Source organism: Polynucleobacter sp. AP-Kolm-20A-A1 (assembly GCF_018688315.1).
GTDB lineage: Bacteria > Pseudomonadota > Gammaproteobacteria > Burkholderiales > Burkholderiaceae > Polynucleobacter.
This window is the reverse complement of the sequence record NZ_CP061315.1, coordinates 285,757-304,987: the sequence shown is the minus strand read 5'-3', so window position 1 is coordinate 304,987 and position 19,231 is coordinate 285,757. Positions and strand designations below refer to the sequence as shown.

The 19,231-nt window shown below is 42.9% G+C and carries 21 protein-coding genes; 3 read left to right on the top strand and 18 right to left on the bottom strand.

The annotated features are described in order from the left end of the window. Positions 1 to 28: 28 nt before the first annotated feature. The 6 genes from C2745_RS01655 to rfbF are packed head-to-tail and all read right to left on the bottom strand — an operon-like array spanning position 29 to position 6,808. Entirely contained in the window at positions 29 to 1,795 is a 1,767-nt protein-coding gene (locus C2745_RS01655) for a thiamine pyrophosphate-binding protein (RefSeq protein ID WP_215384617.1), read from the bottom strand. Beyond that, a complete protein-coding gene (locus C2745_RS01650) occupies positions 1,792 to 2,874 on the bottom strand; it encodes a 3-dehydroquinate synthase family protein (protein WP_215384616.1) in 1,083 nt (360 codons plus the stop codon). The genes C2745_RS01655 and C2745_RS01650 overlap by 4 nt, the downstream gene beginning before the upstream one ends. Continuing rightward, positions 2,858 to 3,565, bottom strand: coding sequence for an SDR family oxidoreductase (locus C2745_RS01645; RefSeq protein WP_215384615.1), 708 nt, complete (start codon positions 3,563 to 3,565; stop codon positions 2,858 to 2,860). Before C2745_RS01645 ends, C2745_RS01650 begins: the two co-directional genes overlap by 17 nt. After that, the gene (rfbH, locus tag C2745_RS01640) at positions 3,565 to 4,908 is read right to left on the bottom strand and encodes a lipopolysaccharide biosynthesis protein RfbH (protein ID WP_215384614.1); all 1,344 of its coding nucleotides are present in this window, start codon (positions 4,906 to 4,908) and stop codon (positions 3,565 to 3,567) included. The genes C2745_RS01645 and rfbH overlap by 1 nt, the downstream gene beginning before the upstream one ends. Before the next feature lie 20 nt (positions 4,909 to 4,928). Continuing rightward, a complete protein-coding gene (rfbG, locus tag C2745_RS01635) occupies positions 4,929 to 6,053 on the bottom strand; it encodes a CDP-glucose 4,6-dehydratase (RefSeq protein ID WP_215384613.1) in 1,125 nt (374 codons plus the stop codon). After that, complete coding sequence (gene rfbF, locus C2745_RS01630; protein ID WP_215384612.1) at positions 6,035 to 6,808, bottom strand: glucose-1-phosphate cytidylyltransferase; 774 nt, start codon at positions 6,806 to 6,808, stop codon at positions 6,035 to 6,037. Before rfbF ends, rfbG begins: the two co-directional genes overlap by 19 nt. A 261-nt stretch (positions 6,809 to 7,069) precedes the next feature. On the opposite strand from rfbF, the gene C2745_RS01625 reads away from it, so the two are divergent. Then, positions 7,070 to 8,089, top strand: coding sequence for a hypothetical protein (locus C2745_RS01625; protein WP_215384611.1), 1,020 nt, complete (start codon positions 7,070 to 7,072; stop codon positions 8,087 to 8,089). A gap of 2 nt (positions 8,090 to 8,091) precedes the next feature. On the opposite strand, the gene C2745_RS01620 is transcribed toward C2745_RS01625, so the two are convergent. Genes C2745_RS01620 through C2745_RS01600 form a run of 5 tightly spaced genes read right to left on the bottom strand, consistent with a single transcriptional unit; the run spans position 8,092 to position 13,894 of the window. Next, complete coding sequence (locus C2745_RS01620; protein WP_215384610.1) at positions 8,092 to 8,829, bottom strand: FkbM family methyltransferase; 738 nt, start codon at positions 8,827 to 8,829, stop codon at positions 8,092 to 8,094. A 21-nt stretch (positions 8,830 to 8,850) separates the two neighbouring features. Continuing rightward, the gene (locus tag C2745_RS01615; protein WP_215384609.1) at positions 8,851 to 10,233 is read right to left on the bottom strand and encodes a hypothetical protein; all 1,383 of its coding nucleotides are present in this window, start codon (positions 10,231 to 10,233) and stop codon (positions 8,851 to 8,853) included. A 14-nt stretch (positions 10,234 to 10,247) separates the two neighbouring features. Beyond that, positions 10,248 to 11,225, bottom strand: coding sequence for a GDP-L-fucose synthase (locus tag C2745_RS01610; RefSeq protein ID WP_215384608.1), 978 nt, complete (start codon positions 11,223 to 11,225; stop codon positions 10,248 to 10,250). Positions 11,226 to 11,233: 8 nt separating this feature from the next. Next, positions 11,234 to 12,361, bottom strand: a complete 1,128-nt coding sequence (gmd, locus tag C2745_RS01605) for a GDP-mannose 4,6-dehydratase (RefSeq protein ID WP_215384607.1) — start codon at positions 12,359 to 12,361, stop codon at positions 11,234 to 11,236. A gap of 30 nt (positions 12,362 to 12,391) precedes the next feature. Continuing rightward, positions 12,392 to 13,894, bottom strand: coding sequence for a mannose-1-phosphate guanylyltransferase/mannose-6-phosphate isomerase (locus C2745_RS01600; RefSeq protein WP_305848889.1), 1,503 nt, complete (start codon positions 13,892 to 13,894; stop codon positions 12,392 to 12,394). A 90-nt stretch (positions 13,895 to 13,984) separates the two neighbouring features. Between C2745_RS01600 and C2745_RS01595 the strand changes: the two genes are divergently transcribed. Beyond that, positions 13,985 to 14,764, top strand: a complete 780-nt coding sequence (locus C2745_RS01595; protein ID WP_215384606.1) for a DUF5672 family protein — start codon at positions 13,985 to 13,987, stop codon at positions 14,762 to 14,764. 8 nt (positions 14,765 to 14,772) lie between these two features. Continuing rightward, positions 14,773 to 14,916 carry a hypothetical protein gene (locus tag C2745_RS01590; RefSeq protein ID WP_215384605.1) on the top strand — a complete coding sequence of 48 codons (144 nt, stop codon included), beginning with the start codon at positions 14,773 to 14,775 and terminating at the stop codon, positions 14,914 to 14,916. Between the two features lie 85 nt (positions 14,917 to 15,001). Here C2745_RS01590 and C2745_RS01585 read toward each other — a convergent pair whose 3' ends face one another. The 7 genes from C2745_RS01585 to plsY form a co-directional block, all read right to left on the bottom strand. Continuing rightward, a complete protein-coding gene (locus C2745_RS01585) occupies positions 15,002 to 15,541 on the bottom strand; it encodes an HPP family protein (protein WP_215384604.1) in 540 nt (179 codons plus the stop codon). A 166-nt stretch (positions 15,542 to 15,707) separates the two neighbouring features. Next, positions 15,708 to 16,016, bottom strand: coding sequence for a high-potential iron-sulfur protein (locus C2745_RS01580; protein ID WP_215384603.1), 309 nt, complete (start codon positions 16,014 to 16,016; stop codon positions 15,708 to 15,710). A 170-nt stretch (positions 16,017 to 16,186) separates the two neighbouring features. Then, a complete protein-coding gene (locus C2745_RS01575) occupies positions 16,187 to 16,393 on the bottom strand; it encodes a hypothetical protein (protein ID WP_215384602.1) in 207 nt (68 codons plus the stop codon). Positions 16,394 to 16,512: 119 nt separating this feature from the next. Continuing rightward, complete coding sequence (locus C2745_RS01570) at positions 16,513 to 17,109, bottom strand: outer membrane protein (RefSeq protein ID WP_215384601.1); 597 nt, start codon at positions 17,107 to 17,109, stop codon at positions 16,513 to 16,515. A 201-nt stretch (positions 17,110 to 17,310) separates the two neighbouring features. Then, positions 17,311 to 18,105 (bottom strand): GTP cyclohydrolase I, encoded by a 795-nt coding sequence (gene folE / locus C2745_RS01565; protein WP_215384600.1) that lies wholly within the window; start codon positions 18,103 to 18,105, stop codon positions 17,311 to 17,313. Positions 18,106 to 18,184: 79 nt separating this feature from the next. Beyond that, the gene (locus tag C2745_RS01560) at positions 18,185 to 18,556 is read right to left on the bottom strand and encodes an MAPEG family protein (protein ID WP_215384599.1); all 372 of its coding nucleotides are present in this window, start codon (positions 18,554 to 18,556) and stop codon (positions 18,185 to 18,187) included. 27 nt (positions 18,557 to 18,583) lie between these two features. Further along, positions 18,584 to 19,216 carry a glycerol-3-phosphate 1-O-acyltransferase PlsY gene (gene plsY, locus C2745_RS01555; protein WP_215384598.1) on the bottom strand — a complete coding sequence of 211 codons (633 nt, stop codon included), beginning with the start codon at positions 19,214 to 19,216 and terminating at the stop codon, positions 18,584 to 18,586. Positions 19,217 to 19,231 lie beyond the last annotated feature (15 nt).

The following is a 19,231-nucleotide window of genomic DNA, read 5'->3' as shown; positions in this document are numbered from 1 at the left end:
GAAAATCCAATTATTTTTTGCAAGAAATTTAAACAAGGTACTTCAAGTACAAAGTTGTTTCTTCTGGCGTAAGATCAGGAGTCATTAAATGCAATGGATTCGATTCCATTGCTCCACTTGCAGTTACCCGACTTGATATTTTTGGAAAATAAGTTTGCTCAGGATCAATGGAAACAATAAAAGCATATGGGTCACCACTTGAGAGCGCAGCAAGAAACTCGGGCGTTGATTCATAGCCGGGCTCAAGCCTCATCACCTGCACTCCCCATGCCTGAAATAATTTATCCCAAATTGGCAAACCAAGACCTGTTTCGCGATCGCAACCTACATAACGACCACCAAAATAGTTTTTTTGCGTCATGCGAATCGAGGCGTACCCCGAGTCGTCTAATATAAACATTTTTATATTCAGCGCATTGATTGCCACAGTCCCAATTTCCTGGAGGTTCTGAGAGAAGCCTCCGTCCCCCTCTACCAAAACCACGCGCTTGTTGGGGCTAGAGAATGCTGCGCCTATGGCCCCGGATAATCCGTACCCCATAGATGCCAGTCCTTTGTTGGTAATAATAGTTTGACCGGATTTTTGCTCAAACACCTGCATCATTGAAGTAAAAGCGCTACCGCTACTGCATGGAACGATTACATCTTCGGCATTACATAGCCTTGATAGGCTTTTAACCAAATCAAATGGCGAGATATATTCATCCCTAGGCTTGTTAATTGCTTCAGACAGGGGAATGGCTTTGCGAATTTTTTTTGCATAATTAAGCCAATCCAATTTTGGAGAAAGTTTTTGATTTAAAAAATCAACTAAAAACTGGTTTGCGTCACCCAGTATTGGCATATCAACCTTAGGATGCCCTTTTTCTAATTCGGCCCTATCAAGATCTATCTGGACTACAAACCCCTTGGGTACAAATTGCTGCCAATTAAATCCTGTTTGCTGTAAGCCCAGACGAGAACCAATGATCAATGCAAAATCAGCTTGCTGCAAAATCATATTTGAAGAACGTTGTCCCCAGGTATTAGGACGACCAAGATAATTCAACTCATCCGCAGCCATGCGATCGGCAGCATTCCACGTTGTCATCACAGGACAACCCAGAGCTGCTAAATCAGACCTCAGCTCTCTGGCAACCTCACGAGAAACGCCACCACCCAATAGAATTACAGGGCGACTAGCTTCATTAAATTTGACCGCCAGCTGCTCAGTTACCACATAAGGGACTTTTGATATCGAACTGGAGTCACTCTCAATAAATCGACGGCTGACACCAGCTTGCTCCACTTGCCTTGCCTGAATATCCAGTGGAATTTCCAGAAACACTGGTCCTTTTCTACCGCTACGTCCAATCATCACAAGGTCTGCAAATTCATCAGCACTCAATACATCATCCATTAACCTCGAGCAAACTGTAATTGGCTTCGCTATAGAAACGCCATCAATCTCCTGAATTCCACGCTGACGTAAAAGCCCTCTTGCCAGATCTAAAGTTTTAGCCTGACCCCCAATAACCAAAAGCTCCCTACTCTCTAAATATGCCCCTGCCATTGCAGTCACTATATTAGTCAACCCAGGTCCAGCAGTCACTAGGGCAAAAGCTTTACCATTTTTAGATGTTTCATTGAAGTATTCAGCGGCAATTCCAGCGGCAACCTCATTAACTACGGCAACCATTTTCATTTTTCGACTCAAGCTTTCCGTCAAATGCATAATGTTTCCACCGCCAACAGTGAAGCAATGGGTGTACCCCAAGTCTACAAGCCAATCGGCTATTAAATCGCTGTACTTCATAGTAAAAAATCCTTCTTTACCCATTCAAAAATTTCAAGAGTAATCCGGTTGATATCCTCTGATACCGGGATAGAGACTCGCTTTAAATATCCTCGATTATCCAATACGACAATTACATAAGATTGATCAGTATGTTTTTTATCTGATTTAAATGCCTCAAATGCCGTGCTTACATCAAGATTGCGAATTGTATTCACCATATAGGGGATATTCTTTAACAGACGTCGAATATATAAATCCAATAGCTTTGCGCGTTCAGGCAATTCATTGAGGCCACTCAAAAGCATACCCATACGAATCTCAGCCAACATCCCAATGCCTATAGCAACACCATGCGTTATAGAAAAATGAGTTGCAGCTTCAATTGCGTGGCCAATAGTATGTCCGAAATTAAGCAATAGCCGCACCCCATTATCGAACTCATCCTCTTCGATAAAGGTTTTTTTTGTTAGCAAACTTAATTCGACTAACCTCAATAATTGCTCACTTGAAAATGGCAATGGAAGATCTAAAAAGTTTTTAACATATTGGTCAAAACTATCATTTTTTGCAGCATAGCAAATTTTTACAGCTTCGCATAAGCCTGCTACCTGCTCGGGGGTGGATAATGTTTTACAAAATTCAACATCAATAATAATTTCTTGGGGAGGGTAAAAATTACCTGCGATATTTTTATAGCGCCCCACATTAATTGAGGATTTCCCCCCGATACATGAGTCGACCATTCCAAGTAAGGTTGTGGGGTAATAAGTCCAACCAATGCCCCTCATGTATAACGAAGATGTAACAGTAGCTAAATCCTGAATTATTCCACCGCCAAAGGCCTTTAAATGCGATCCCCTTTGAACACCTTTTGACCTCATTGCCTCAATTATTTTCGAACTAGTTTCTAGTGTTTTATTTTGCTCGACCGCCAGAACTGTAAATGCATCTGTAGGAATAATGTCTTTCCATAAATTAAAAACGAGCTCATCAGCAATTGAAAAAGAATTCTCTCTTTCAGATGTTATTTGCAGATTAGCCCCAATTTGAACCTGATAAGGACCAGAGCTTGCCTCGACTTTAAATATTACGGACATCGGAAAACCCTAAATCTACTTTTAAAAACTGTCCAGTAACTCCACTGTTTTCTTCTGAACATAGAAAAAATATAGTGGAGGCAACATCTCCCAGTGTGGCTAATTTATTAAACTTTGTAGCGCCTTCAATTGAGCGTATTTGCTGCTCTGACAAGTTGCTACGAGTCATTGGGGTATCTAAGGCGCCCGGCAAAACTGCATTCACCAAATAACCATCCTCAGCCAAATCATTGGCTAAGGATAAAACTAAGCCTCTTAATGCCGATTTAGAGATTGCATAGCTCAACTTGTTTTGCCTGGAAATTTCTTGCCAAATTGAACTAACAATACAAAGTTTCGCCGACTCCACCAATACTTCAGCCCTCAACAGTTGACTCAAAGACTCCAGAATAAAAAGTACATTTGCCTCGTAAAGTATTTGATGACTGGTTTTATTAAACTCATAAATGCTGTCATTTAAATTGGCGCCCTGTGCCCAGCAGACTGCATCAAACGGGGCTCTCAACCCTAGACTGCCTGGAAGATTATTTCCAGCCATAACATCCCAGATGATTGCGCTAGGATGGGCAATACTTGGAGTCCGCGCCACCGTACAAACATCCCAATTCTTATCACCAAATTTAGCAGCAACTTCCTGGGCAATCTGACCAGATCCGCCAAACAAAAGTAATTTCTTACGACCCTCAGTCATTAAAAATTAACGCCCAGGAATGCTTCAATTTGAGTGGCAGCGTATTCCAACATTTCTTTAGTCAAAGCTGGCTGCACACCAATCCAAAAAGTATTATTCATTACATTATCGGTATTCTTAAGTTCGCCACTAATGCGGTACTGCGCATCCTTCATATATGGCTGGCGAACTAAGTTACCAGCAAATAGCAATCTTGTTCCAATCTTATTTTGATCCAAATAGGTTGTGAGATCCACGCGAGATACAGGACAACCTTCTTTTAATGTGATTGGAAAACCAAACCAAGAGGGGTCTGAGTCTTCTGTTGCCTGAGGTAATTGTAAAAACTCTTCACAAGTGGCGAGTCGCTCTTTTAAAAACTTAAAGTTATCTTTTCGTGCCTGAATAAATGCAGGCGCTTTTTCTAGCTGAGCGAGAGCGCAGGCTGCCTGCATATCAGTAATCTTTAGGTTGTACCCCAAGTGACTATATGTATATTTATGATCGTATCCAAAAGGCAAGTCGCCCAACTGCCAGGCAAAACGTTTGCCGCATGTATTGTCTTTTCCTGGGGGGCAATAACAATCACGGCCCCAGTCCCTAAAACTTTCTGCAATTTGCTTAAGCTCGTAATTATTTGTAAATACTGCTCCGCCCTCACCCATAGTAATGTGGTGGGCCGGATAAAAACTCAGCGTACCAATATCGCCAAAGGTACCAACCATCTTTCCTTTGTATGTCGTACCCAGAGCATCACAGCAATCCTCAACCAACCAAAGGCTGTGCTTCTTGCAGATTGCTGTAACAACGTCTAAGTTAAACGGATTACCCAAAGAGTGGGCCAACATAATTGCCTTGGTTTTTGGGCTAATTGCCGCTTCAATTTTAGAGGCATCAATATTGTGAGTGATTGGATCCACATCCACAAAAACAGGCACTGCACCAAACTGCACAATCGGATTTACCGTAGTTGGAAAGCCAGCAGCAACGCCAATTACTTCGTCGCCCTTTTTAATGGCGCGATCGCCCAACTTAGAAGATGTCAATGTCGAGAAGGCCACTAAATTTGCAGAGGAGCCTGAATTCACAGTGATGAGATGTTTTACCCCAATAAATTCAGCAAGCTTTTTTTCAAATAGGTCATTAAAGCGGCCAGTGGTAAGCCATCCATCCAAAGATGCCTCGACCATATTTTCCAACTCTCTAGAATCTATCAACTTACCCGACGGAGGTACGGCCGTTTGCCCTGGTATAAATTTTTTGGGTGCAAATTCTAAAGCGGAATACTCTTTGACCAATTCCAAAATTTGCTTGCGAATTTTGTCTTTTGCGAACTGATCAACTGAGATAGAGGTTTCGGTCATATTTTTATCTGTTTAAAAAATTAAGAGTTTTGATAAGCGGCAATTTGCATTAAGCTCATCTCATGCATATTGCTTTTCTGATGCTGTGCTTCATGCCACTGTGTAATATTTTTGATTGCCTGCTCTAAATTCCATCTCGGCACCCAATTGAGATATTGGCGCGCTTTTGAACAATCAAGCTTTAGAGAATGTGCCTCATGAGGCTGCTCGCTTTGATCTTGAGTCCAACTGGCTGCTGATGGCCAATTTTTAATCAATAAATCAATAACTTCTTGGACCGCCCTAGCATCCTCGTCGCGCGGGCCAAAATTCCAGCCCCCATCAAACTTGGCTCCCTCTTGATAAAGCGCCTGAGCCAATATCAAATAACCAGATAATGGCTCTAAGACATGCTGCCAAGGACGAGTAGCTAAAGGGTTGCGAATCATCAAGGATTGTTGCGTCTCAAAAGCTTTAATTGCATCTGGAATTAAACGATCCTCAGACCAATCACCTCCGCCGATAACATTGCCAGCACGTGCTGAAGCGATGGCCACCTGATGTTGAGCGTATTTTTCCGGAGAAAAATATGATTGGCGATAAGCGCTGGTAACTAACTCAGCGCAGCCTTTGCTGTTGCTGTAGGGATCATGTCCACCCATTGGCTCATTTTCGCGATAGCCCCATGACCATTCTTTATTTTCGTAACACTTGTCTGTAGTTACCACTACTACAGCGCGCACACAATCTAAATTTCGGATAGATTCAAGGATATGAACCGTTCCCATGACATTGGTGGCATAAGTTTCCACTGGATTTAAATACGAGTAGCGAACCAGAGGTTGTGCTGCCATATGAATGACAATCTCTGGCCTAGCTTCAGCCATTGTTTGTTTTAGCCTATCTAAATCACGAATATCAGCAATATGAGATTGTTCGAGATCGCCCGCAACTTTAGCAACCTCGTAAAAATTAGGGTTAGTATTTGGAGTCAACGCGTAACCAGTGACTTTGGCCCCTATGGAGGCAAGCCATAGCGCAAGCCACCCTCCTTTAAATCCAGTATGTCCTGTTAAAAATACACGTTTCCCCATCCAAAAAGATGGATCAACAGCTGCGCCTTTCAATGCGCGTGGATTAAGCACGCTTACGCCCACATCTTCCATGGCGCTTTACCGCCTGACCACAACTCTTCAAGATGTTGCTTGTCGCGCAATGTATCCATAGGCTGCCAAAAGCCATTGTGAGTAAAGGCTTGCAACTGACCAGAGGTTGCCAATGATTCCAAGGGCTTACGCTCCCAGATTGTGCTGTCATCTTCTATTAAATCAATTACCTTAGGTGATAGTACAAAAAATCCGCCATTAATGTACATGCCATCGCCATGGGGTTTTTCTATAAAGCTTTTCACTGAAGTGCCATCCATGTCCAGCGCTCCAAATCGACCTGGAGGCTGAACTGCGGTAACTGTAGCTTGTTTACCATGCGCCTTATGAAAGGCAATAAGCTTAGTAAGATCTACGTCACCTACACCATCGCCGTAGGTAAAGCAAAAATCCTCACTACCAAGATATTGGCGTACACGCTTAAGCCGACCACCAGTTAAGGTGTTTTCGCCGGTATCAATTAAGGTGATTTTCCATGGTTCAGCGTACTGCTGGTGAATTTGCATGACATTATTATTTGCCATATCAAAGGTAACGTCCGACATATGCAAGAAGTAGTTCGCAAAATACTCCTTGATCATGTAGCCCTTATAACCACAGCAGATGACGAACTCATTAACACCGTGGGCCGAATACATCTTCATGATGTGCCATAAAATAGGCTTACCCCCTACCTCCACCATTGGCTTAGGACGAGAAGATGTTTCTTCTGCAATACGGGTTCCAAGACCCCCAGCTAATATTACAGCCTTCATAACACCCTTTTAGACAGTAAAGTGCCAATTTTACAAGAGAAAGGGGCTTATTTAGCCCCATTATGCTGCATCGCAGCAAGAATTTAGTTTCTTTATTTATAAGAGATTATAAATGCCCTGGTAGCCTTTTATGTACGGTATCGTACATAACAAAAAATAAGCCTTAAATCTCCCTTAAAACATAAAACTTTGAATCTTCAAGCCGCTATAAGTGAAAATAGGTTCAATTTAGCGTCACATACAAAACCCAGGCTATTCACCATGCTCCACAGACCACTTTATCGATTTTTAGGTCGTTTTTTGCAACGTCATGACCGAAGGAAGATCGCTACTAAAATTTTACTAGCTGACAACTTTGACTATGCCATTGCTAATGCCCAGTTGGTTAATAGTCGCTCCATTCTGTTTTCTTGCGATGTCCACCCCAAAAACCCAGAATCAAGTATTGCCAATACGCCTTACTTAAATGGAATTGCTGCGAAATTAAACGATTTTGAATTTCAGAGCATTAACCGAGCTCCGAGTATTTATGTGCCAAGTGATGGTATTGATTACTTTGTGCAAAACATTCTTCTAAAGATCAAAATTCCCTTTGTATTGGTTAGTGGCGACAGTGACTTACCTATCAACAATGTCAGCCTGAATGGCAGTCTAGAGGCATTACTGCAAAACCCTCTTCTACTTTCCTGGTTCGCGCAAAATCGAGACTTAGATCACCCCAAACTCTATTCACTACCTATCGGTATTAATCTTCACAACCTATGGAGCAACCCTCTGCAATGGGGCGGTGGATTTATTTTGCCCACCCTTCAAGAGTTGCAAATACAAACCATTGCACAAAATGCACCGCCTATTGCACAACGCATTCCGAAGATTTTTTGCAATTGGCATTTTTCGATTGATCGCGCTGATCGTAAAGTTTGTTACGAACAAATCGATCATTCAGCATGCTTCTTTCAACCAGAGCCTTTACCCGTAGACCAAACCTGGGTATCCCAGGCGCAATACCAGTTTGTCTTGTCCCCACATGGAGCCGGGCTTGATTGTCATCGCACTTGGGAGGCCTTGCTATTAGGCTGCATTCCAATTGTGAAGGCCGCAAAACTGAATGACCTATTTGAGGATTTGCCGGTTATTGCTGTTAACGACTGGGGTGAAATCAATGCTGCATTTCTTAAAAAAGCGCTGACGTCCGTAGCAAGCAAATCAGTCAATACCGAAAAGTTAATGATGCGCTATTGGAAGGCGCAAATTTCTAAGGCCCAGAACATTCGGCCTTAAATTTACTTTAAGCGCTGATCTCTAAATAAATAATCGTGACCGCTGAGCTGCTCAATCATTACGTAATCAAATTTACCAAGATAACTTGAAAGCTTTGCTAAATCTCGGCATTCTATGCAGATATAAGAAAAGCGAAATTGATTATGATCAACCCCTTTAAGAACCTCAATCTCAGCACCCTCAACATCAAGAGATAAAAGATCAATTTGTGCGGGGGCTTTGGATTCCAGCAAAACAGAGTTTAATGTTTTAGCAACCGCACCAAATGAAAACACTTGGTCAGTAGAGTCCAAAAATTGTTTGCCCGAGTGCGCATGAGTATGGGGATCCTCAACATCAGACTCCAAACCCACTGGGCTAGACATGAGATTTGCAAAGACAATTTCAACAAAACGGTCGCTATAGTCAAATGAGACGCATGCATTGCAATAGATGTGATTGGAGCTAGATCGATTAGCCAAGCACCTTAAGTAGTTATGCGGCGTAGGCTCAATTAAAACCCCGCTCCAGCCTTTATAACGCTCAAAATAAAGCGTATTAGACTGACTGATGCCATCATTAGCACCAAGCTCTACAAAAAATCCGCCCATTTTTGGGAGATGTTTTTCCAACTTCTGATCCAAACCATTGATGCTGAAATAATGTTTTTGGTTTCTTTTTCTAAATTGCTTAATCTGGCGACCAATACCCCAAAAGATGGGTGGCATTATTTGCTTTAAAGCATTGCGGATAGGTTTCATAGATTTCTTTTTCTTTTAATGCTAATTGAAAACAAAGCAGGCTGCAGATACTGCAATCACGAAATAACAAGCTGCCAAAAAACGTAATCTAAAGAGCCATCCTTTTTGCTTCGCCTGATTATCGCTGGATTGATTTAGTTCAATACTGAATCGATTTCTTATGGATGCACTCCTTACAACTAGTGTCTCGAACAAAAATATCAAAAAAGGTGCATAGAGCGAAAAGTAGAAAAACGTTCTAGATATTGCCATTGATTTTCGGCTAATAACATCAGTGACTAAAGTGCTGGTATATGGAATAAGGGCTCCAAATGCACCCCCATAAAGCATCGTGTTGTCTACATTGCCAGCCCAGTTGTTCATGGTGTAAGCAGCAAAACCTAAATACCCCAAGATCTCAATTATCAAAAGCAGTCTTTGCGAATAAATAAATAAGAAAGATAAACAAACAAAAGGAGTTATGAGGATGATCCACTGAGGATGCCAAAGCACCCAACTAAAGAGTAGCGCATAGGAGAGCATGCAAACGTATATGGCCCGTTGCGACCATTGCAAAAAATCAGACTTAAAGTCGAATTTTGCAAAGTAAAGGTAGAGGCACATCAACACGTAGGCGGCATTAGCCAAAATTGGACGTATTTTTATAGTCGCACCTGCTGTTTTTGCCCCAACTAAACCAAAAATCTGCCCCAAGAAAACATCGCTATGCCAATAAAGCGCAAATTGCAAAGCACTTATCACAAGCCCGGCAACTCCAAAAATAATTAGATACAGGATCCGCTTCTCAATAATTAATACAAGGGGAAGGTATATAAATGCCGCAAAGTATTTAAAAGAGATCGCCACAGAAAACCAAAAAGCAAACCATTTCCATCTTTTGGCAAAGTAAGACTGGAGACCTAAAAGAGCGAAGAAGAGTCCAAATATGTCGTAGCCGCTAAAAATAAATACCGAAAAAATGGCAATTGGTGAGGTTGCAAATAGCAAGCTTGGGCCTAGAAAATCAGGTTGGGCAGCCTTAGTTGCTGCAGATATTTGATCGGCAATTTTTCCTACCAAACTAACTGAGGCAAAGAAAAAAACGGCTAGTAGAAACTTTGACCAAATTGTCTGAATCACTGTTGGGTGAAGCCAGGTGACACTTGTTACCTCTGGGATGAGCCCCAATAATTTGAGCGGCAAATTCCAGAGCGCAAAAATCCAATAGAAAATTGGAAGATAGTTGTTATCTCCCATGCGTGATTTATTGTATTCATAGAAATCCCAAAAATGCCCATGGAGAAAAGCAAAAGAGGAGCTATTGGTATGCGTCAAGTCTGATTGCTTGAACAGCAAAAAACATAAGGTCAATGAAAGGGCATATACCCCACAATCCAATTTAGAAATCGAGGGAGGCAACTTCATCAATAAGATTCGCGTTAGAGTGAAATAAAGGCTTCATAAGCCCGGGTCAAACCCTCATCTAATGACATCTTGGCTGACCAACCCAATTGATTCAAGCGTGAAGAATTCATCCACTTGCGCGGAGCACCATCAGGCTTAGTAGGATCAAAACTAATCTTACCTTGGTAACCTACCGCCTTAGAAATAGCTTGCGCTACCTGATCAATCGTGACATCGCTACCAAAGCCTACATTAATGTGACTTTGCATCGGGCTGGTGTGCTGATCGTAAATAGCCTTATCTAAATTCATCACAAAGATGCTTGCTGCAGCCATATCATCAACATACAAGAACTCGCGCCTAGGGGTGCCAGTACCCCAAATCATCACCTCGGGCGCATTGCTGATCTTAGCCTCATGAAAGCGGCGGATCAGCGCTGGAATCACATGGCTATTTTCAGGGTGGTAATTGTCGCCAGGTCCATATAAATTGGTTGGCATTACTGAGCGATAATCCACACCATGAGACTCGCCATACTGACGGTTATAGCTCTCACACATTTTGATGCCCGCAATCTTGGCAACAGCATAAGGCTCATTAGTAGGCTCAAGCTTGCCAGTCAAGAGCGCATCTTCGCCCATAGGCTGAGGTGCCAGTTTTGGATAAATGCAGCTGGAACCTAAAAATAGCAACTTCTTAACGCCATGAACAAATGCTTGATGAATCACATTGTTCTGCACCATTAGATTGTCATAAATAAACTCTGCCGGAAAAGTATTGTTGGCAAAAATACCCCCAACTTTGGCAGCAGCCAAATAGACTTGATCAGGTCTTTCTTGAGCAAAGAATGCTTGCACTGCAGCTTGATTGCACAAATCTAACTCTGCATGCGTGCGAGTCACAATATTGGGATAGCCCATCGCCTGAAGATTGCGCACAATAGCCGAACCCACCATACCGCGATGGCCCGCTACATATACCTTTTGATTTAAATCGAGTGGCACAGAATTCATTATCGCGATTAATTTTCTTTACCAACCGAAACGGAATAGCCGTGTTTAGCCAATAAAGCATGCTGCCTAGCCTTTTCCAGATCGCTAGCAACCATCTCCACAATCATTTCATCTAGAGTGATTTCTGGGACCCAACCGAGTTTGGCTTTGGCCTTAGCAGGATCGCCCAAAAGAGTTTCTACTTCAGTCGGACGGTAGTAGCGTGGATCAATTTGCACAACCACATCACCTACTTTTAATGCGGGAGCTTTGTCGCCCTCAATAGAGGCAACAATTGCTTTCTCATTTTCTGCCTTGCCTTCAAACTTGAGCGTAATGCCAAGTTGCTTGGCGCTACGGATAATAAATTCACGCACTGTAAATTGCACGCCAGTCGCAATCACAAAATCATCGGGTTGCTCTTGTTGGAGCATCAACCATTGCATACGCACATAGTCTTTTGCATGACCCCAGTCGCGCAAGGCATCAATATTGCCCATGTACAAACACTTCTCTAGACCTTGAGCAATATTTGCCAAGCCACGTGTTACTTTGCGAGTCACAAAAGTTTCGCCGCGGCGCTTGGACTCATGGTTAAACAAGATGCCATTACAGGCATACATGCCATAAGCTTCACGATAGTTCACGGTAATCCAGTAGGCATACATTTTTGCGACTGCATAAGGACTTCTTGGGTAAAACGGAGTGGTTTCTTTTTGCGGAATCTCTTGCACTAAACCATAGAGCTCAGAAGTCGAAGCCTGGTAAAAACGAGATTTCTTTTCCAAGCCAAGGATACGAATTGCTTCTAAGATACGTAAGGGACCAATGGCATCTACGTCTGCAGTGTATTCAGGAGATTCAAAAGAGACTGCTACATGGGACTGCGCACCCAAGTTGTAAATCTCATCAGGCTGACACTCTTTAATGATGCGCACTAAATTACTAGTATCAGTTAAATCACCATAGTGCAAAATCAAATCCGGGTGATTAATATGAGGGTCTTGGTAGATATGATCAATACGCTCGGTATTAAAAGAGGATGCACGACGCTTGATGCCGTGAACAATATAACCTTTTTCTAATAAGAATTCAGCCAAATAAGATCCATCTTGACCAGTAATTCCGGTGATTAAGGCAACTTTTTGCTTGCTCATATCTACTCTCTTTATTGCTGTATAAATAAATTAATTCCTGCCGTAGCTATCCTCAAAGCGAACAATATCATCCTCGCCTAGATAGCTTCCCGATTGCACCTCAATGATTTCTAAAGGCTCTGTACCTGGGTTAGCAAGACGATGCGTCTGCCCTTGCGGAATATACGTACTTTGATTTTCCATCAATGTGAGAACTTTATCGCCATTGGTGATTTCCGCAACCCCTTTAACCACAATCCAATGTTCGGCACGATGATGATGCATTTGCAATGACAAGGAGGCACCAGGCTTAACCTGAATACGCTTTACTTTGAATCGCTCACCCTCATCAACACTGTCATACCAACCCCAGGGACGAGATACCTTACGGTGCAGATTTTTCTCTTCGCGCTTTTGGGCCTCTAATTGGGTGACAATATTTTTTACATCTTGACTATTTTTTCTATCAGCGACAAGTACCGCATCAGCAGTCTCAACAATGATGAGATTTTCAATCCCAACAGCACTTACCAAACGACCACTTGCATGCACCAATGAATTCTTAGAATTCGTAAGAAGAGTATCACCGCTAGTGACATTTCCATTTGAATCTTGCTTGCCTACTTGCCACACCGCATCCCAAGCACCCAGGTCATTCCAGCCGGCATTAAGCTCTACCATCTTGATTGCAAATGCAGAACCAGGACATTTTTCGATCACAGCATAGTCCACCGACTCGCTTGGAATGGCATTAAAAGCATCTTGATTGGGGCGCACGAATACAGCATCTCCAGACGCATCCCTTGATTTATCATCCCAAGATTTTTGGGTTGCCGCCAAGATATCTGGGCGAAATTCCTTCAAAGCAGATAACCAAACACTCGCTTTTAAAACGAACATTCCGCCGTTCCAAAAGTAGTTACCCTCCTCTAAATATTGCCTAGCAATTTCTGCGCTTGGCTTTTCAACAAAGCGCTCCACCACAAAACTGCCTGCAGCTTGGGATGTTTGTTCTTTTGCCTTGATATATCCATAACCAGTCTCAGGCGCATTTGGAGTGATGCCCAAAATAGCAATGGCACCCTCACTAGCAATGGAGACAGCTTGCGATAAGGCCGCTGTAAATGCAGCGCCGTTTTGAATAGTTTGATCTGCTGGAGTGACTACCAAAATTGGGTCGCCGCCAAACTCTTGTGCTTGAAGTGCCGCCAAGGTTAATGCTGGCGCTGTATTTCGCCCGGAAGGCTCGAGCAACAATGTAGTATTGAGCTCACCCAACTCACGCAATTGATCGAGCGCCAAAAATCGATGCTCTTCATTGGTCACAATTAAGGTAGGGCCAAGAGTCGCCCTAGAATCCGCTAATGTATGAATGCGCGCAATTGCTTGCTGGAAAAGACTCTGTTTAGAGTCTCCGCCAGATAAAACCAAGAACTGCTTCGGAAAACCCGCCCTAGAAAGTGGCCAAAGACGCGTACCCGATCCACCGCAAAGAATGACGGGGATTACCGTACGATCAGAGGAAATTGAAGGCTTTAGCGTAATATCACTCACTAATATGGTTGTTTGAGAAAATAGCTCTCATTGTAAAGCCTAGGCTCGTATTTTGACCCCCAAAAAAACATCTCTGCCACCCACAAAACCATGACTAAAACCCATTCCTGCGTCACTGTCGTCCCAGTCTACAAAGAGAGGCCTAGTAAAACCGAGGCCTACTCCCTGATGCAGTTGCGACTTCTGGATGTTCAAAACGTCACCTTAATGTGCCCAGAGGGCTTAGATACCAGTTTTTATACTGAACTTTGGCCAGAGCTGAGTATGGAGCGCTTTCCCAAAAATCATTTTTTAAGCGTTCAAACCTATAACGATTTTTTACTGGACCCCGCCTTCTATGAAACCTTTTATCCCAGGTATGAGTGGTTATTCATCTACCAGCTTGATGCCTTCTTATTTGAAAACCGAATTGACCACTTTTGCGACCTGAATTACGACTATTACGGAGCTCCCTGGCGCTACGGAATAGTTCAATATCGCTTCTTATTTAACCGTTATCGAATAAAAATTAACCGCAAACGGTTTTATGTTGGCAATGGCGGCTTCTGCTTGCGCAAACTTGCTAGCACTATTGATCTTCTCTATCGGAAAAAAGGTGACATTACCCAAACTAGCTTTATGGAAGATGTCTTTTTTGGCTACTGGGGCTCAAGAGATCCAAATTTTCATACTTGCCCCCCTAAAATTGCAGCCGAATTCTCAATAGAGACCTATCCGGAGTATTGGATCGAAGTTATCGGCCGAATGCCTATGGGAACCCATAACATTGAAAGAGGAGGCCCCGAATTTGGTAAAGCGTTTTATGCTTCAATACTACAAGAGCGCTATTCAAAGCTCTCTCAAGCTTTTGAACAACTAAACCAACTATAGGAGACAAAATGACAAACAACACCCCAAAAATTAAGGTGCGCAATTCCGTTATCGAGTGCGCTCAGTCTTTGAAAAAGGAAAATACCGGCAAGTATCACAATTACGGAATTAAAGACTGCATCGTTTCGATTGCAGCCACTAAGGTGAAGTAATTTGCTTTAGAAGTATTTAACGAAGAATAGGCCTATAAGCAGATTTATTAACGGCTTTTAATTAAAAAATTAATCCCACTAAATCTCAATTAGGCCTATTTGGGTAGGGCTTTCCAGTCAAATTGCTATAAATAGCACCGGCTATGACTAATAAAACAGAATCAATCAGCACCGGGAACAGAGCGTAGCGGTAATTAACTACATGTCCGAGTACTGCAATCAGCGCTACTGCAGCAGCCGGCGGATGCAGGCACCGCAGGATGAACATTCCCAAAATAGAGAAACTCGCTGCCAATGGCATTGCAAGCAAAGGCTCCCTCACCAAGATTGCGGCACTAATTCCAATTAAGGCAGATAAGGTATTGCCGGCTATAACCGCCCAAGGCTGCGCCATAGGGCTTCCTGGTAACGCAAAGACCAAAAGCGCACTTGCCCCCAGGGACGCCATCAACCACTCATCAATGCCACTGAGATCACCTAGCAATTTGGCAACCGTGAATACCAATACCAAACCTACAAAAGCGCCAGCACAAGAACGTAAGCGTTCGGGCCAACTCACAAAAGGTTGATCGCCACCAAAATAAAAAGCGCAGCGCTTAATCCAGTATTCAATTGTATGTCTCATCTTTATGATCTTATATTGATGAATATTTTCTTGATGTAACAATCTCGACAAAACTCGCAGATTTGCCCATCATAAACTGATGCTGGGGAGACAGCCGTCTTGACCGCAAAATAAAAAAGACTGCCGAAGCAGTCTTTTTTATATAAAGCACTTAATTAATATTTAATTAAGCCTTCTTAGCGTAAGCAGAGCACCAGCCCTTACCAGCAACTTGTTTGCCAGCAAACAATGAGCAACCACCAGCAGCAGCGCCAACTTTACCCTGGAATAAAGCGCAGTTATCACACTCTTGGCCAGCAGCATATTTAGCGTACTTTGCTTTATCAACTTTAGAGGCATCAGCCTTGTAACCCAATGCAGCAGCTTGCGGATCTGTTTCAGCAACCATTGCTTGAGCTTGAACTTTACCGTTCAATGCCAAAGTACAGGCACCAGCAGCAGACAAAATCATAAATTGGCGACGACTATTTTTCATGGGTTCTCCAAAAAGTAAGACAGGAAATGAAATGCAAAGAATATGCACCTATAAAACTAGACCCGATCATAGTGGAGATGCTTTGGGGATACTAGGGCACTCATAAACCCATGATTTATATAGCAATATAGTTGAGAATTATTCTCAGTAATACAGCGTCTTGTACCTACCTATTTCCAACCCTTTAATCTCATGCATCCATCTCTCTGTTTGAGGTGTACACCTGAGCCCGTTTCCGGATAAACCTCATTGCATTCCTTCAAGTCCTGGCGATAGGTCGCGCGATTGTTCTTGGCAGGATCCTCATTTTGATCTGGAACGCCAATACATGAAATGAGCGCCAACAAAAATATCACATAGGTAAAAGTACGAAACATCAATAGCGCTCTCAAGGAAAGTAATGAAGAATGATTCTAGTGTAGCGACTTCATGGAAATGCAGAAAAGAAAAAGCCGCTCACAAGGAGCGGCTTTTCAGTAAAGCAATTTCTAAATAATTAGAACTTGTAGCCCAAACCGAGTGTGCCAACTGTTGCACTTGGGGTAAAGGTAACGTTTTCACCACCAATACTCTTGGTTACACCAGAGTAGGTAAGTTGTTGAGCTTCAACTTGAACATAGATGTTTTTGCTAAGCAATGTTTGCAAGCCAACACCAGCGCCAAAACCATTAAATGTTGTTGAAGCTGAAGCACCGTTTACATTCAATGAACCAGTCATACTGTTGTATCCGAGGATTGCATACAACATGGTGGTGTTATTAAATACATAACCAGGCTTGAAGTTTAGGCTGTAATGATTTTTGCCTTTGATATTAGCGTTGTCTTCTGAACCCAATTTGGTGTTAGCCAAGTCATAAGTTGCGGTCAATCCTAAAGCAATTTCTTTGCTAACGCCATAGGTGTATCCAGCTTCAATAGTTGGAACAACAGACTGTTGACCCCAATTACCTGAAAAACCAGGAGATGAGAGCGCAGTGCTACCGCCAACTGAGCTCACTTTAACGCCAGCTGAGAAGCCTTCAAATGCGTTTGCTTGTGCGAATGCGCCAGTTGCAGCAACTGACAACAATGAAGCAGCTAATAATTTTTTCATTTTTAATTCCCTTTTTATAAGTTCTCATCCCCTAGGGGACCTGAGCGAACAATATAGAAATTAGAAGTACTTGACCACTGTTTGTGGTGGCATAACAACGCTTATGCGGCTATTGCTTCTCAATATCTCTATTAACAACGAGCTCCTTGCCGCCTATCTACGCGCAAGCAATATAGCCCTATATTTTTTGTGGGTACTTGATTACTTACGATCAATCAGCGCTAAGAACTCTCTTCTGAGGTTCGAGTCTTTTAAGAATGCGCCGCGCATCACACTATTAATCATCTTTGAGTCTCGGTCCTTGACTCCACGCCACTGCATACAGAAGTGATCGGCATCCATTACTACTGCCACTCCGATAGGCTTAATTTTTTTCTCCAGCATGTCGGCCAACTCCACAACCGCCTCTTCCTGAATTTGCGGTCTACACATGACCCACTCAGTTAGGCGCGAATACTTGGACAAACCAATCAGCGCTGATTCTTTGCTTGGCAACACACCAATCCAAATGCGCCCCATGATTGGGCAGAGGTGATGAGAGCAGGCGCTTCTCACAGTAATCGGGCCAATGATCATGAGCTCATTCAAGCGGCTGACATTAGGGAACTTCGTTAACGTAGGCTGATCAACATAGCGGCCGTTAAAAACTTCCTGTACATACATTTTTGCTACACGGCGACTGGTGTTCTGTGTGTTGTGATCATTTTTTGTGTCAATCACTAAACTCTCAAGCACCTCTTGCATCTTTTGAGCCACCTCATCCACTAAACCCTCTAACTCACCTGGCTTAATAAAAGCAGAAATATTGTCATTTGCATGAAAGCGTGCTTTTTGTGCTTCGATGCGACGACGAATCACAACTGATAAAGGTACGCCGGCAGTATCTTTCTTTGCTGCCTTCGTTGTTGCCTTCGTTGTTGCCTTTGTGGCCGTCTTCGTTGCTGCCTTTGTGGTTTTCTTGGTGGCTGTCTTGCTAGGTATTTTTTTGGTTGGCATAAGGTTATTTAGTCTTCATCATTATTTATCGTTTTCTTGCTTTGTTATTTAGACGCTTTTTGTGCTTTGCTATCTACTTCTATATCTGAAAAAACATAGCCACCACACAGGCAATGCCTGCCAGCCAAACAATCGATCTGGTCGTTGGCCAATTGGCGACATAGCAAACTAGGTATGCGATACGCGCCACCACAAACCCGATAGCAAGAAGATCAATTCTTGTCTGTGGTGCATTTGCTATATGGGCGATGATGACTGCTGCAAAAAAGAAAGGTAAGGATTCAAAGAGGTTTGCTTGGGCAGCGTTGGCGCGCGCCCTATATCCCGTTTGCTTGGCAAGCCACTGGCGCGGCATGCTGTTGTCGTAACCCTCAAAACCCTTCTTAGCAATGCCTGCTGCTACATAGGGAAATAAACCCATAAAGAGAACGCATGCGTAGGCGATCGTCATATTAATTTTCTTTTTAAAAGATAAAACTTACTTGGGATTCTTTTTAGAACCAATACGACTCTCAGTGCCATTCATCAAATTACGAATATTGCTACGATGACGCCAGATCAGAAGTAGGCAAACAATCAATAAGGCTATGCCCATTGGCTGAAAGCCAAAGAGGAAGACAAAATAGATTGGGCCAAACACAGCTGCCGCCAAAGCAGCTAAAGAGGAGTAGCGCATAAAGGTTGCCACAATGATCCAGGTACCCAATGTTGCAGCGCCTAAGATCCAATTGACGCCGAACAAAATTCCGCATGCAGTAGCAACGCCTTTGCCGCCCTTAAAGCCATGAAAGATTGGGAACAAGTGCCCCAAGAAAACCGCCAGGACTACACCACACAATACCCAGGAATCCAAAGTAGAGGTAAGCGACTGATCGCCCAAAATCACTCTAGCCAATATCACAGCGAAGTAACCCTTCAAAGCGTCACCAATCAAAGTGAGGGCTGCTGCTAATTTATTACCAGTACGTAATACATTTGTCGCACCAGGATTGCCTGATCCATAAGAATGAGGGTCTGGCAAACGCATGCACTTGCTCACCACCACCGCAAATGAAATAGAGCCAATGAGATAGGCAATGGGAATCAGTAATAGATCTAGGCTTAAGGTCATGTTGTTATCTTAATC

Excerpts from the sequence above, each read along its gene's own strand:
- C2745_RS01655 (WP_215384617.1), bottom strand. The coding sequence starts at position 1,795 with ATGAAGTACAGCGATTTAATAGCCGATTGGCTTGTAGACTTGGGGTAC.
- C2745_RS01650 (WP_215384616.1), bottom strand. The coding sequence starts at position 2,874 with ATGTCCGTAATATTTAAAGTCGAGGCAAGCTCTGGTCCTTATCAGGTT.
- C2745_RS01645 (WP_215384615.1), bottom strand. The coding sequence starts at position 3,565 with ATGACTGAGGGTCGTAAGAAATTACTTTTGTTTGGCGGATCTGGTCAG.
- rfbH (WP_215384614.1), bottom strand. The coding sequence starts at position 4,908 with ATGACCGAAACCTCTATCTCAGTTGATCAGTTCGCAAAAGACAAAATT.
- rfbG (WP_215384613.1), bottom strand. The coding sequence starts at position 6,053 with ATGGAAGATGTGGGCGTAAGCGTGCTTAATCCACGCGCATTGAAAGGC.
- rfbF (WP_215384612.1), bottom strand. The coding sequence starts at position 6,808 with ATGAAGGCTGTAATATTAGCTGGGGGTCTTGGAACCCGTATTGCAGAA.
- C2745_RS01625 (WP_215384611.1), top strand. The coding sequence starts at position 7,070 with ATGCTCCACAGACCACTTTATCGATTTTTAGGTCGTTTTTTGCAACGT.
- C2745_RS01620 (WP_215384610.1), bottom strand. The coding sequence starts at position 8,829 with ATGAAACCTATCCGCAATGCTTTAAAGCAAATAATGCCACCCATCTTT.
- C2745_RS01615 (WP_215384609.1), bottom strand. The coding sequence starts at position 10,233 with ATGAAGTTGCCTCCCTCGATTTCTAAATTGGATTGTGGGGTATATGCC.
- C2745_RS01610 (WP_215384608.1), bottom strand. The coding sequence starts at position 11,225 with ATGAATTCTGTGCCACTCGATTTAAATCAAAAGGTATATGTAGCGGGC.
- gmd (WP_215384607.1), bottom strand. The coding sequence starts at position 12,361 with ATGAGCAAGCAAAAAGTTGCCTTAATCACCGGAATTACTGGTCAAGAT.
- C2745_RS01595 (WP_215384606.1), top strand. The coding sequence starts at position 13,985 with ATGACTAAAACCCATTCCTGCGTCACTGTCGTCCCAGTCTACAAAGAG.
- C2745_RS01590 (WP_215384605.1), top strand. The coding sequence starts at position 14,773 with ATGACAAACAACACCCCAAAAATTAAGGTGCGCAATTCCGTTATCGAG.
- C2745_RS01585 (WP_215384604.1), bottom strand. The coding sequence starts at position 15,541 with ATGAGACATACAATTGAATACTGGATTAAGCGCTGCGCTTTTTATTTT.
- C2745_RS01580 (WP_215384603.1), bottom strand. The coding sequence starts at position 16,016 with ATGAAAAATAGTCGTCGCCAATTTATGATTTTGTCTGCTGCTGGTGCC.
- C2745_RS01575 (WP_215384602.1), bottom strand. The coding sequence starts at position 16,393 with ATGTTTCGTACTTTTACCTATGTGATATTTTTGTTGGCGCTCATTTCA.
- C2745_RS01570 (WP_215384601.1), bottom strand. The coding sequence starts at position 17,109 with ATGAAAAAATTATTAGCTGCTTCATTGTTGTCAGTTGCTGCAACTGGC.
- folE (WP_215384600.1), bottom strand. The coding sequence starts at position 18,105 with ATGCCAACCAAAAAAATACCTAGCAAGACAGCCACCAAGAAAACCACA.
- C2745_RS01560 (WP_215384599.1), bottom strand. The coding sequence starts at position 18,556 with ATGACGATCGCCTACGCATGCGTTCTCTTTATGGGTTTATTTCCCTAT.
- plsY (WP_215384598.1), bottom strand. The coding sequence starts at position 19,216 with ATGACCTTAAGCCTAGATCTATTACTGATTCCCATTGCCTATCTCATT.